Source organism: Rhizobium sp. NFACC06-2, assembly GCF_900101425.1.
Lineage (GTDB): Bacteria > Pseudomonadota > Alphaproteobacteria > Rhizobiales > Rhizobiaceae > Agrobacterium > Agrobacterium leguminum.
The window spans coordinates 1-12,151 of record NZ_FMVA01000018.1 but is presented as its reverse complement, the minus strand read 5'-3'; the positions used below and the strand labels follow the sequence as shown (position 1 = coordinate 12,151).

The window sequence follows — 12,151 nt, the reverse complement described above, 5'->3', positions numbered from 1 at the left end:
TGAGAATATGTCTTTGCCCTAGATATACTCAAAAAGAGTATAAATGGGAGAGCACCGTGAACGAGCAGATTTCCGCCGCAAGCCTTTACGACCGCGTTGCCCGCGTCATTCCCAAGGCCGAATGGATGGGCTTTCAGGACGATGTGGAAGCGATCCTCGAGCTGAAGCGCAAGCGCAATGCCGTCATCCTCGCCCACAACTACCAGACACCGGAAATCTTCCACGGCGTCGCCGATATCGTTGGCGACAGCCTTGCCCTTGCCCGCAAGGCGATGGAGGTTGAGGCGGATGTCATCGTTCTGGCTGGGGTGCATTTCATGGCCGAGACGGCGAAACTGCTCAATCCGGAGAAAACCGTGCTCATTCCGGATATGGCCGCCGGCTGTTCGCTGGCCGATTCCATCACACCCGAGGACATCGCGCTTCTGCGCAAGGCCTATCCCGGCGTTCCGGTCGTGACCTACGTGAACACCTCCGCCGCGGTGAAGGCGGCATCTGATATCTGCTGCACCTCTGGCAATGCCCGTCAGGTGGTGGAATCGCTCGGCGTACCGCGCGTGCTGATGTTGCCGGATGAATATCTGGCGAAAAACGTGGCGCGGGAAACCAATGTCGAACTGATCGCATGGCGCGGCCATTGCGAAGTGCACGAGCTTTTCACCGCCGATGATATTCGCGAATTGCGCGAAAGCTATCCGGGCGTCACCGTGCTGGCGCATCCGGAATGTCCGCCCGATGTCGTCGAGGCTGCGGATTTTTCCGGCTCCACCGCCGTCATGTCGGATTATGTCGGCCGGGAACGACCTGCTCGCGTGGTGCTTTTGACGGAATGTTCGATGAGCGACAATGTCGCCGTGCATCACCCGGATGTCGAATTCATCCGCCCCTGCAATCTCTGCCCGCATATGAAACGCATCACGCTTGGCAATATCCGCACGGCCCTTGAGGAAAACCGCCACGAAGTGACGGTCGACCCGGCCATCGCTGTCGCCGCCCGCCGCGCCGTGGAAAGGATGCTGGAAGTATGAGCGAACGCCTCCCGTCGCATACGGGCTGGACGGTCATTGTCGGCAGCGGCATTGCGGGCCTGATGGCGGCGCTGACGCTTGCGCCGCAGCCCGTGCTGCTTCTCACACGCGGCGTTCTGGGCGGCGAGACCTCCAGCGCCTGGGCGCAGGGCGGCATTGCCGCCAGTCTCGGGCCGGACGATAACGCCGCGCTGCATCTTGCCGATACGCTCGCCGCAGGCGACGGCCTCTGCGACGCGGAAATGGCCGCAGAGATCGTTTCCGCCGCCCCCGCCGTCATCGAGGCGCTGGAGCGGGCGGGAGTGCGCTTCGACCGGGATGCCGAAGGCAGGCTCGTCTTCGGGCTGGAGGCCGCCCATGGCAGAAGGCGCATCCTGCATGCCGAAGGGGACGGGTCAGGCGCGGCCATCGTCAGGGCTCTCGCCGCCGCCGTTCTTCGCACGCCGTCCGTAACCGTTCTGGAAGGCACGGAGGTTCGCCGCCTGCTGACGGAACACGGCGTCGTCGTTGGTCTCGCCTGCATCGGGCCAAAAGGCTGCTTCACTTTGCCGGCAAGCCAGGTCGTTCTCGCCACCGGCGGCCTCGGCGGGCTTTATGAGGCGACGACCAATCCCGCCGGCAATTTCGGGCAGGGCATCATGCTCGCCGCCCGCGCCGGCGCCATCCTCGCCGATATGGAATTCGTGCAATTCCACCCGACGGCGCTTTCCTCGCCCCGACGGCCGCTGGCGCTGGTGAGCGAAGCGGTGCGGGGCGAAGGCGCGCTGCTTCTCAACGAAAACGGCGAACGTTTCATGGCGGCCGTTCCGGGTGCGGAACTCGCCTCGCGCGATATTGTCGCCCGCGCCATCGACCGCGAAATACTGCGTGGCGGCAAGGTCTTTCTCGATGCCCGCAAGGCGCTCGGCTCCGGCTTTTCCGCTCGCTTCCCCTCGATCGACCTGCTCTGCCGCGAAGCCGGGATAGACCCGGCCCGTGAACTCGTGCCGGTGCGCCCGGCGGTGCATTACCATATGGGCGGCGTCGCCACCGATGGCAGAGGCCGAAGCTCGGTGCCGGGCCTGTGGGTTGCCGGCGAAACCGCCTGCACGGGCCTGCATGGCGCGAACCGGCTTGCCAGCAATTCCCTGCTGGAAGCGGCAGCCATGGGCATGCGTGCCGCAGAAGACATTGCCGGCAGGCAGGCATATGCGGGAAAACAGGCAGCGGATATCGCAACACTCCCCATGCCCGATTTCCCGGCAGCCGACCTCTCCCCCGTCCGGCCCGTCGTTTCCCGCCATCTCGGCATCGCAAGACATGCGGAAGGACTGACGGGCGCGATCCGCGATCTTCTGCCACTGGCTGAGCGGAACGGCCCGGCATCCGATCCTGCCCTTGTCGCGCTGGCCATCGCCGTCTTTGCGGCGCTGCGCACGGAATCGCGCGGCGCGCATTTCCGCGACGATTTCCCTGAAAAACATGCGACGGCCACAAGGCGCAGGCTGAACCTCAGCGACCTCCTCACCATCGCCCATGAATTTTCCTCTTCCAGCCATTCCTCGGCCAGCCTTGCGCGGAGCGCCTGACATGATCCTTTCACCCTTGCCACGCCTCATCATCGAACCGCTCGTGCGCAACGCTCTTCTGGAAGACCTCGGACTGGCGGGCGACATCACGTCCGCCGCCGTCATTCCCGCCGATCATCGCTCGGTCGTCGTCATGGCCGCGCGCGAACCGGGCGTTATCGCCGGTCTCGACGCGGCGAAACTGGCTTTCCAGCTCGTGGATCCGGCCATCGCGATGAAACGGCATGTGCAGGATGGGGCCGCCGTGACGCCCGGCGATATCATCGCAACGATCGAAGGCCCCTCGCGCGGCCTTCTGACGGCGGAGCGCACGGCGCTGAATTTCCTCGGCCACCTGTCGGGCATCGCTTCCGTCACCGCAAAAATCGCTGCCGCCATTGCCGGCACCAAGGCCTCGGTCGCCTGCACCCGCAAGACGACGCCGGGGCTGAGAGCGCTTGAAAAATATGCCGTGCGCGCCGGCGGCGGCATGAACCACCGCTTTGCGCTTTATGACGCCGTTCTCATCAAGGACAACCATATCGCCGTAGCCGGCGGCGTGCGCGACGCCATCCGCCGCGCCCGTCAGGGCGTGGGGCATCTCGTCAAGATCGAGGTGGAGGTCGATACGCTTGCGCAGTTGCGCGAAGTCATGGATGAGGGCGTCGATGCGGTCCTTCTCGACAATATGACACCCGAACAGCTGCGCGAGGCGGTGGGAATCGTCGCCGGTCGCGCCATTACCGAAGCGTCCGGCCGCATCAATCCGCAGACGGCCGCAGCCATCGCCGCAACCGGCATCGATCTCATCTCCGTCGGCTGGCTGACCCACAGCGCGCCAGTTCTCGATATCGGCCTCGACTTTCAAAGCCAGAGCTAAAGAATATGCGGCGCATAGTTCGCCGCACGGAACCAATCGCCCATATCCCCGTTATTGCTCCGCCTGGGGTCTATTCAAGGCGGGGGGATCAGTGCGCGCAAAAGCCTGTCCATATGCCTGCGGACCTCTCTCACAAAGGAAAGGCTTGTTATGGAAGACGCACAAGTTGGCTGGATTGCAGCAATCATCATCGGCGGCGTAGCCGGTTGGCTGGCCGAACAGTTCATGAAAAGCAATATGGGTCTTTTCATGAACATTATCCTCGGCATTGTCGGCGCCATCGTCGCCAATTTCCTTCTGGGGCTCGTGGGCATTTCGCTCGGAGGCTGGATTGGCTATCTCATCGCCGGCTTCATCGGCGCCTGCATTCTCATCGCCGTCGGGCGGGCATTTCGCCGCTAAGGGGAGGACACCATGAGCTTTTTCGACAAGATCAAGAACGCTATTTTCGGCAAGGCCGAAGCCGCGCCGCAGACTTCGGCTCCGGCCGGCACGCCGGCAGCCACGGCAAGCCCGGCCGCACCGGCCGCACCCGCTCCGACAGCCGCGGCTCCGGCCCCCACCGGCAATGTCGACGTCGCTTCGATCCTGGATGCGGCCGTCAAGCAGAACGGCCAGAAACTCGACTGGAAACATTCGATCGTCGACCTTCTGAAAGCGCTCAATCTGGACAGCAGCCTCAGCGCCCGAAAGGAACTGGCCGGCGAACTCGGTTATACCGGCGATACTTCGGATTCGGCGACCATGAACATCTGGCTGCACAAGGCCGTCATCAAGAAACTGTCCGAAAACGGCGGCAAGGTTCCGGCCGACCTTCTGGATTGAACCGATAAACGGGAGCGCCGCGATGGACGACTATTCCAGCCTTCGAGAGCAGATCGGCCAGGACCTCGACACCCTGCACAGGACCGAGAATCCGAAATCGATCTTCGAGATCGCCGACGACTATCTTCTTGGAAATCCAAATCTCAAGAGGGCCATCGTCGAAGACATCATCAAGGAAGAAGCGGACAAGCGCGGCATCGCGATCCACTGATGCCACGCATCGCACGCACGGCAGTTATAGCAAAAGGGGCGGTATCCGGTTTGGATGCCGCCCCTTTTTATGCCGCGTCCCTCGAAGCTTTATTTATCCAGCTTCGCTTCGGCCTTTTTCGCGTTTTCTTCCATCAGCTCATACCACATGGCGTTCATGACGGCGAAGATGGCGGCGAGAGGCAGGCCGAGCAGCCAGGCGAAATACCACATGTTCGATCTCCTTCTTTCTCAATCAATAAGCATGACCGCTGTCGTCGCGGATCGCCCTTTCATCCACCTTGCCCCACAGCACGCGATAGACCCATGACGTATAGGCAACGATGATCGGGATGAAGACGAGGGCGACGACCAGCATGATGAACAGCGTCATGTGGCTGGAAGATGCATCCCACACCGTCAGGCTCGATTTCGGATCGACCGAAGACGGCAGGATGAAGGGAAACATCGTCAGCCCCACCGTGGAGATGATGCCGAAAATCGCAAGCGAGCTGGAAAGCAGCGCCAGCACTTCCCTGCGGGCCCGGAGCAAGACGAAAGCCACAAGCGGGAAGGCAAGACCGAGCGCCGGCGCCAGCATCATCCAGGGATGCGCCGCATAATTGGCAAACCAGACACCGCCCGCAACCTCGACCGTCTTCGACAGCGGATTGGACGGACCGTCGGTGACGACCTCAGAGGTGAAGCGATAACCATCGACACCGAGCCACAGAAAGACACCGCCGAGCGCAAAAAGAACGGTGGTGGCAAGCGCCGCGATGCTGCCGAAAGCGCGGGCACGGGCCGCGACCGGACCATCCGTCTTCAGCACCAGCCATGCCGCACCGTGCATGATGAGCATGGCGACGGAAACGAGACCGCAGAGGATGGCGTAAGGGTTCAGAAGCTCGAACAGCGTCGTGCCATCGTAGAAAATCCTGAGATCGTCATTGAGGTGGAAGGGAACGCCCTGCAGCACATTGCCGATGGCCACACCGAAGATCAGCGCGGGAACGAAGCCGCCAATGAAAAGCGCCCAGTCCCAGCCGGTGCGCCAGGCGGCGCTTTCACGCTTGGAGCGATATTTGAAACCGACCGGCCGCAGGATCAACGCAAACAGGGTGGCGAACATCGCCAGGTAAAACCCTGAAAACGACACCGCATAAAGCGGCGGCCAGGCGGCGAAAATCGCGCCGCCGCCAAGGATGAGCCAGACCTGATTGCCCTCCCAGACTGGGCCGATGGAATTGATGACGACACGCCGCTCGATATCCGTTTTCGCCACGAAGGGCAGCAGCGCGCCGGTGCCGAGATCGAAACCGCCGGTCACGGCAAAACCGATCAGCACCACGCCGAGCAGCAGCCACCAGATGACGCGGAGGATTTCGTAGTCGATGAGTTGGTGCAATATCATGATCGTTTACTCCGCGGCGACGAGTTTTTCAGGAACGAGCGGCGCTTCCGGCTCATGGTCCGGCTCCGGCCCCTTGCGGATCGCCTTCAGCATCAGCCCCATTTCAACGATGAACAGCACCGTGTAGATGGCGATGAAACACAGGAGCGTGATGAGGACCGTGGAGGCGCTGAGGCTGGAGACGGCCGCGGCCGTGGGCAGCACGCCCTCGATGATCCATGGCTGGCGGCCGAACTCGGCCACCACCCAGCCCATTTCCGCCGCGATCCACGGCAGGGGAATGGCGAAGACCGCCACTTTCAGCAGCAACGGATAATGATCCAGCCGGCGGCGGGCCGAAAGATAAAAGAACGTCGCCGTCAGCAGGATGAAGAAGATGCCAAGACCGACCATGATGCGGAACGACCAGAACAGGGTCGGCACATGCGGAATGGTATCCGCCGCCGCCTTGGCGATCTGCTCTTCATTCGCCTGGCGCGGATCGTCGACATATCGTTTCAGCAGCAGGGCATAACCGAGCTCATGGCCGAGTTCGGCAAAGGTGCCGCGCACCTCTTCCGGCAACTCCGCGCCCTTGCCGGTGGCCCGTATCTGCATCAACGCGTCATAGGCCTTGATACCGTCGCGGATGCGGGTCTTGGCCTGCTCCACCAGATCGTTGATGCCGGGAATTTGCGTGTCGAGCGAGCGGGTGCCGATGAGGCCCATCACCCACGGGATCTTCACCGCGAAATGCGTTTCGCGTGCTTCCTGATCGGGAAAACCGATGGCCGTGAAGGGAGCCGGGGCCGGCTCGGTTTCCCACATGGCCTCGATGGAGGCGAGCTTCATCTTCTGGTGTTCGGTGGAGAGATAGCCGCTTTCATCACCCAGCACGACGACCGACAGCGCGGACGCCAGACCGAAGGAGGCGGCGACCGTCATCGAACGCTTGGCAAGATCGACATGACGGCCTTTCAGCACATACCAGGCCGAAACGCCGAGCACGAAGATGGAGGCCGTCACGTAACCCGCAGAAACCGTGTGAACGAACTTCGCCTGCGCCACCGGGTTGAACAGAACCTCGAAGAAGTCAGTCACCTCCATCCGCATGGTCTGGGGGTTGAAGGCGGAGCCCGTCGGGTTCTGCATCCAGCCATTTGCGATCAATATCCACAGCGCCGAAAAATTCGAACCGAGCGCCACGCACCATGTCGCGACGAGATGGCCGAGTTTCGACAGCTTGTCCCAGCCGAAAAAGAACAGGCCGACGAAGGTGGCTTCCAGGAAGAAGGCCATCATGCCCTCGATGGCCAGCGGCGCACCGAAGATATCGCCGACATAATGGCTGTAATAACTCCAGTTCATGCCGAACTGGAATTCCATGACGATGCCGGTGGAAACGCCGAGCACGAAGTTGATACCGAACAACGTGCCCCAGAATTTCGTCATCTGCCGCCAGACCGTGCGGCCGGTCATGACATAGACCGTTTCCATGATGGCGATCACCACCGATAGTCCGATCGTCAGGGGAACGAACAGAAAGTGATATAAAGCCGTCACTGCAAATTGCAGGCGCGACAGCGCCACTATGTCGAGTTCCATAGTCCTATCCACCTTTTCCGGAAGGCCGGCCTTCCATTTTCAAGACGACGCCGGCTCTCAAAAAATCTCAGTCCGGGCGCAGTGTCTCCAGCACTACGCCGTATTCCGGGGTGCCGCTTTGACATTCATCAAATTGACGCCCCTCTTTCAGCACGATGATGCGATCGGCAAATTCCGCCTCGCGGCGATTATGGGTGATCATCACGACAGTCTTTTCCTCTGCCCTCGCAAACAGCCTGGTGAGCACGTCGCGGGCGGTCTCGCCATCCAGCCCTTCCGTCACCTCATCAAGAAGCCAGAGCGGCCGGTCGGCGAGCAGGAAACGGGCGAGCGCCAGCCGGCGCGACTGACCGCCGGAAAGCCCCTGCCCCGCCTCGCCAAGCCTTGTCTCCAGCCCGGCGGCCAGGGTTTTGACGTGTTCGGCAAGGCCTGCCGCCTCGAGCGCGTCCCATAACTCGGCGCGGGTTGCGGTGGGTTTCGCCAGCCGCAGATTGTCGGCGAGACTGTCGCGGAAGAGCTGGCTTCGCTGCGTCATGAGAGTGGACGGCAGGGCGCTGACTGTGCCGGCCGCCGGCCGCAATTCACCCGCCAGAAGCTGGATGAGGCTCGTCTTGCCCGCGCCGCTCTGGCCGATGATCGCAACCCGTTCTCCGGAGGCGATTGCGAGATTGATATTCGTCAGGACCGGATTGTCGTTCCCTTCCCGCTCCAGACGCACGTTTTTGAGCTCCGCCGCCATGCCGCTGACCGGCGAAGCGGGACAGCGACCCTCAGCCTTCGCCGCAAGACGCGGCGCGATGCGCCGTGCGGAAAACAGCGTGCGCCCAAGTTCCATCGCCCCACGGCGCAACGCCGTGAAAGGCTCCAGCGCGGCAAAACAGACGAGCAGCCCGAGTGCTGCGGCCGGCGCGCTCACCGCCCCCTGTTCCGCGAGCCAGGCCATGCCGAGAAGGGCGGCGCTCAAAAGAATGGCCGCTGAAACACCGAAGGAAAAACCGGCACTGGTTTCGATACGGTTCAGGGTATCATCGCAGGCAGAGAGGTAGTCATCCGCCCGTTTCACCGCCGCGACCTGCGCGGAAAGGCGGCTGGTGGTCAAGAGCTCCGTCTGCCCGCTCACGAGATCGGCCGTGCGGGCACGAAGGGCCTCCAGCCCGATTGCCCGGCGGCGCGAGAATGTTTCCGCCCGCAAGGCGGCGCGCACCGAAATTCCAAGCCCCGCCGCGATGAGGAAAACCGCCGCCAGAACGCCCGCCAGAGGATGGAGAAAAGCAAGCCCGAGGCCTGTCGCGATTGCAGCAAGGACCGCGACGGCGGCGGGAACCAGCACGCGCAGATAAAGCGAATCCAGCGCATCGATATCCGCCGTCAGCCGGTTCAGCAGGCGCGCAGGCCTCGCCTCCAGGGATTTCGCGGCCTGCGGCGCGGCAAAGCCGCGAAACAGCTTTTCCCGAAGTGCTGCAAGCAGGGAAAGCGTGGCGTCATGGGTCGTCATGCGTTCGCCGTAACGGGCGGCGGTGCGCGCCAGCGCCAGAAGACGAATGGCGGCCGAAGGCGCAAAGACATCGAAAGCATAGGCCGTTGCCGGCAGAAGACCGGCAATCGCCGTTGCGGTGATGAACCAGCCGGAAACGCCGAGAAGGCCGATGCCCGCCAGCACCGTCGTTACCGCAAGAGCCGCGCCCGCCTGGAGCATGCCGCGCCGCGCCGACCAGAACAGGCCAATAATGGGTCTCAATATCGCAAAACGCGCGATCATGGCTGCCCCCTCGAATGGATCGCCGTCATATCCACGATCCTGTCCATGCGCGCCGCAAGCACCGGATCATGGGTCGCGACGATCAATGTCCTGCCATTTGCCAGTTGCAGCAGGTTATCCGTGACGAGGGCAGCCGTTTCCCGGTCGAGATGGGCTGTCGGCTCATCGGCCAGAACAAGCTGCGTTGCGGGGTCTGCGAAAGCACGCGCAATGGCAAGCCGCACCGCCTCCCCGCCCGAAATTCCATATCCGCCATCGCCGATCTGCAGGCGCCGGCGCGCCTGCGTCAATCTATCCAGCCCGGTACTGCGCAGGGCCTCTTCCACCATGGCGTCGCTGACCGCCGGGCGGTCAAAACGAATATTCGCCTTCAGGGACCCGGCAAAAAAGAACGGCCTCTGGCTGACCCAGCCGATCGTTCCACGCAGCCCATCCGCCGTCGCGTCATCAAGCGTCACGCCGCCGATCCTGATTGCGCCCTCACCCGCCTCGGCCAACCCGGCAATCAAGGAGAGTACAGTGGATTTACCACAACCGGAAGGCCCAAGAATGGCTATCCGCTCACCCTGCTGAACGGTCAGGTTGAGATTTTGGATGACAGGTGGGGCGCTCGGATAAGCGAAAGAGAGATTGTCGATCTCCAGCAGGCCCGGCGTCGGGGATAGGACAGACGCCACATCCGCACCCTCACCCGCGATGGCCGCACCGCCGGCCGTCAATTTGCCGAGCGCATCAAGTGCGGCTTCACCGGCCGCACGGTCGTGCCAGACAGCGGAGAGTTCCCGCAGCGGCTCGAAAAAGGCCGGCGCCAGCAGCAGGATGAAAAGACCTTCGGCAAGCGTCAGCTTCTCGCCCCAAGCGCCGAAATTGAGAAAACCGAGCAGATGAAAACCGATATAAACGGCGGTCATGGCTACGCCGAGCGCTGCGAAAAGCTCCAGCACCGCCGAGGAGAGAAAGGCGATCCTGAGCACCGCCATCGTCCGCTTCTTGAGGTTCTGCGCATCGGCGCTGAGACGCTCCGCCGTCAGATCGACGGCTTTCAGTGTGCGGATCGTTTCCAGCCCGCGCAGGCGATCGAGCAGGAAGGCATTCATATTGCCCGTCTCGGCAAGCTGCTTTTCGCTGGCGGCCTTGGCCTGCCAGCCGATGAGCGCCATGAAAAGCGGGATGGTTGGCATGGCGAGCAGCAGCACCAGCGCCGCAATCCAGGTAAAGGGCAGGATCGCCACCACGAAAACCAGCGGCACGATGGTCGCCTTCATCCGCGCCGGCTGGAAACGGGAAAGATAAGGCACCAGCGCTTCCGCCGCCTCGGCCAGGACGCCTGCCGCCTCACCGGAGGCGGTACGCGACAGATCGAGCGGGGAAACCTTCGCCACCGCCTGCAGTGCTTCCAGCCGCCGCTGCGACAACGCCGCGCGAGCGGCACGAAACGACAGCCGCGCCGCGATCTTTTCCAGCCATGCCTTGATGAGGCCGAGGATGAGAACCGCAGCCGCAGCCGGCACGATCGCCATCATCGGCGCGCCATCGGCAATTCTTCCGACTGAAAAGGCAAGCAAACCTGCCTGCGGCAACCAGAGCAAAGCCGCCAGCACATGCAGCAGGGCAACGGATTTCCCAACCGCTGGCAAGCCTGTCATTTTCGCCCGCCCGGCGGCTCTGTCGCGGCAGGTTTTGCGATTGGCATTGCTGACGAAGCGCCTACGCGTCGCGTCGGGCGAGACTCCAACCGGAGCGGGACAGACTGCCCCGTCACTATCAGCCCCCTGGCGGATTTCCACGGACATGCTCACGGCCGATCTCCTCACCCGTCCTTCTTCGCGCCACGGGGTCTGGCGAGGGAGACGATCTTGTCCTTGGCCTCCAGAAGCTTCGTGACCTTCGAACCGAGCGCCAGAAGCGAAGCCAGCCTTTCCGTCTCCAGCCGCTTCACATCGTCATACCAGCCGGTCAGTTGCTCGATCAGCGTCTTCATCTCATCGATGCGCTTTTGCGCATGCCGCTCATCTTCGTTTTCCGGCGTTTCCATCAGAATTTCGCGCAGCACGCTGAGCGTGGGATCGATCTCGCGTTTCTTGCGCTCTTCGGCAAGGGTGCGGAGAATTTGCCAGACATCGTCAGGCGTCGTGAAAAAATCGCGCCGGTCACCCGGAAAATGCTTGAGAATTGCAAGGTTCCACGCCTGCAACTCCTTGAGGCTCATCGACACGTTGGAACGGGAAATGCCCAGCGCCTCCACAATCTCGTCCGCACACAGCGGCTGCGGCGAAATATAAAGCAAAGCATAGACTTGGCCGACGGTGCGGTTGATGCCCCAGCGGCTGCCCATCTCACCGAAATGCAGCACGAAGGACTGAACGAGCGGGGACAGGCTGGTCGGCATTTTTACGTTTCCTGAATTTTCAGTAATTTCTGAAATTTCGATAACGCAAAAAACGACGGGCGGCAAATCACCTTTTTGACCTGCGTCAAAATGTGCAAAGCGGTAAGGGCGAGGTCATCAATGGGCCAGCAGAAGCGGCGAATATGCGACGGTATTTCCGGAGTGTCAGGATAAGCCGGTGTTTGCTGGGTTTACCCCCAGCCTCCGTCATTCCGGCCCTGAGCCGGAATCCTGTGTATTGGATTTGTGCTATGTAGAGTGCGGGCGGAAGGCCGTCGGAATCCTGGTCGTTAGAGACCGCCTGCTGGCTTTTGGACCTCCGCCCGCTCTTGATGATCCCAACCTGAACAGTTGATGGAGGCCGTGAGCGCGGACCTCGTAGCACAGGATGAGGCTTGCCATGGTACACCCTGTTTACATCGGATGCGACGTCTCAAAGGCACATCTGGATCTTTTCGATGCCGCGACACAAAAAGCCGTCCGCATCGCCAATACCGGCACCGCCATCGATGAATGGCTTGCCACCCTTGATGGAC

General features: G+C 62.1%; 12 protein-coding genes. 6 read left to right on the top strand and 6 right to left on the bottom strand.

Annotation, left to right across the window (positions count from 1 at the left end; all coding sequences use genetic code 11):
• The first annotated feature begins 56 nt into the window (after positions 1-56).
• The 6 genes from nadA (at position 57) to F3H58_RS22970 (ending at position 4,491) form a co-directional block, all read left to right on the top strand.
• Positions 57-1,028 carry a quinolinate synthase NadA gene (gene nadA, locus F3H58_RS22995; RefSeq protein ID WP_188129039.1) on the top strand — a complete coding sequence of 324 codons (972 nt, stop codon included), beginning with the start codon at positions 57-59 and terminating at the stop codon, positions 1,026-1,028.
• Positions 1,025-2,596 carry an L-aspartate oxidase gene (locus F3H58_RS22990; protein WP_149743901.1) on the top strand — a complete coding sequence of 524 codons (1,572 nt, stop codon included), beginning with the start codon at positions 1,025-1,027 and terminating at the stop codon, positions 2,594-2,596. Before nadA ends, F3H58_RS22990 begins: the two co-directional genes overlap by 4 nt.
• Before the next feature lies 1 nt (position 2,597).
• Positions 2,598-3,455, top strand: a complete 858-nt coding sequence (gene nadC, locus F3H58_RS22985) for a carboxylating nicotinate-nucleotide diphosphorylase (protein ID WP_149743900.1) — start codon at positions 2,598-2,600, stop codon at positions 3,453-3,455.
• Between the two features lie 150 nt (positions 3,456-3,605).
• Entirely contained in the window at positions 3,606-3,857 is a 252-nt protein-coding gene (locus F3H58_RS22980) for a GlsB/YeaQ/YmgE family stress response membrane protein (RefSeq protein WP_003522465.1), read from the top strand.
• Positions 3,858-3,869: 12 nt separating this feature from the next.
• Entirely contained in the window at positions 3,870-4,280 is a 411-nt protein-coding gene (locus tag F3H58_RS22975) for a DUF3597 domain-containing protein (protein WP_065657363.1), read from the top strand.
• 22 nt (positions 4,281-4,302) lie between these two features.
• Entirely contained in the window at positions 4,303-4,491 is a 189-nt protein-coding gene (locus tag F3H58_RS22970; protein WP_003522463.1) for a hypothetical protein, read from the top strand.
• An 89-nt stretch (positions 4,492-4,580) separates the two neighbouring features.
• On the opposite strand, the gene cydX is transcribed toward F3H58_RS22970, so the two are convergent.
• The 6 genes from cydX to F3H58_RS22940 all read right to left on the bottom strand — a co-directional run bounded on the left by cydX (position 4,581) and on the right by F3H58_RS22940 (position 11,615).
• Entirely contained in the window at positions 4,581-4,703 is a 123-nt protein-coding gene (cydX, locus tag F3H58_RS22965) for a cytochrome bd-I oxidase subunit CydX (protein WP_003508602.1), read from the bottom strand.
• 22 nt (positions 4,704-4,725) lie between these two features.
• Positions 4,726-5,883 carry a cytochrome d ubiquinol oxidase subunit II gene (gene cydB / locus F3H58_RS22960; protein ID WP_149743899.1) on the bottom strand — a complete coding sequence of 386 codons (1,158 nt, stop codon included), beginning with the start codon at positions 5,881-5,883 and terminating at the stop codon, positions 4,726-4,728.
• A gap of 6 nt (positions 5,884-5,889) precedes the next feature.
• Positions 5,890-7,467 carry a cytochrome ubiquinol oxidase subunit I gene (locus tag F3H58_RS22955; protein WP_059756945.1) on the bottom strand — a complete coding sequence of 526 codons (1,578 nt, stop codon included), beginning with the start codon at positions 7,465-7,467 and terminating at the stop codon, positions 5,890-5,892.
• Between the two features lie 67 nt (positions 7,468-7,534).
• Positions 7,535-9,226 carry an amino acid ABC transporter ATP-binding/permease protein gene (locus tag F3H58_RS22950; RefSeq protein ID WP_149743898.1) on the bottom strand — a complete coding sequence of 564 codons (1,692 nt, stop codon included), beginning with the start codon at positions 9,224-9,226 and terminating at the stop codon, positions 7,535-7,537.
• Positions 9,223-11,019, bottom strand: coding sequence for a thiol reductant ABC exporter subunit CydD (gene cydD / locus F3H58_RS22945; protein WP_149743950.1), 1,797 nt, complete (start codon positions 11,017-11,019; stop codon positions 9,223-9,225). The genes F3H58_RS22950 and cydD overlap by 4 nt, the downstream gene beginning before the upstream one ends.
• 17 nt (positions 11,020-11,036) lie before the next feature.
• Positions 11,037-11,615: a GbsR/MarR family transcriptional regulator gene (locus F3H58_RS22940; RefSeq protein ID WP_003522458.1), complete on the bottom strand. Its 579-nt coding sequence runs from the start codon at positions 11,613-11,615 to the stop codon at positions 11,037-11,039.
• Positions 11,616-12,151 lie beyond the last annotated feature (536 nt).

What these genes read in the sequence shown, in the direction of transcription:
- F3H58_RS22990 (WP_149743901.1), top strand. Translation starts at nt 1,025, where the DNA reads ATGAGCGAACGCCTCCCGTCGCATACGGGCTGGACGGTCATTGTCGGC.
- nadC (WP_149743900.1), top strand. Translation starts at nt 2,598, where the DNA reads ATGATCCTTTCACCCTTGCCACGCCTCATCATCGAACCGCTCGTGCGC.
- F3H58_RS22980 (WP_003522465.1), top strand. Translation starts at nt 3,606, where the DNA reads ATGGAAGACGCACAAGTTGGCTGGATTGCAGCAATCATCATCGGCGGC.
- F3H58_RS22975 (WP_065657363.1), top strand. Translation starts at nt 3,870, where the DNA reads ATGAGCTTTTTCGACAAGATCAAGAACGCTATTTTCGGCAAGGCCGAA.
- F3H58_RS22970 (WP_003522463.1), top strand. Translation starts at nt 4,303, where the DNA reads ATGGACGACTATTCCAGCCTTCGAGAGCAGATCGGCCAGGACCTCGAC.
- cydX (WP_003508602.1), bottom strand. Translation starts at nt 4,703, where the DNA reads ATGTGGTATTTCGCCTGGCTGCTCGGCCTGCCTCTCGCCGCCATCTTC.
- cydB (WP_149743899.1), bottom strand. Translation starts at nt 5,883, where the DNA reads ATGATATTGCACCAACTCATCGACTACGAAATCCTCCGCGTCATCTGG.
- F3H58_RS22955 (WP_059756945.1), bottom strand. Translation starts at nt 7,467, where the DNA reads ATGGAACTCGACATAGTGGCGCTGTCGCGCCTGCAATTTGCAGTGACG.
- F3H58_RS22950 (WP_149743898.1), bottom strand. Translation starts at nt 9,226, where the DNA reads ATGATCGCGCGTTTTGCGATATTGAGACCCATTATTGGCCTGTTCTGG.
- cydD (WP_149743950.1), bottom strand. Translation starts at nt 11,019, where the DNA reads ATGTCCGTGGAAATCCGCCAGGGGGCTGATAGTGACGGGGCAGTCTGT.
- F3H58_RS22940 (WP_003522458.1), bottom strand. Translation starts at nt 11,615, where the DNA reads ATGCCGACCAGCCTGTCCCCGCTCGTTCAGTCCTTCGTGCTGCATTTC.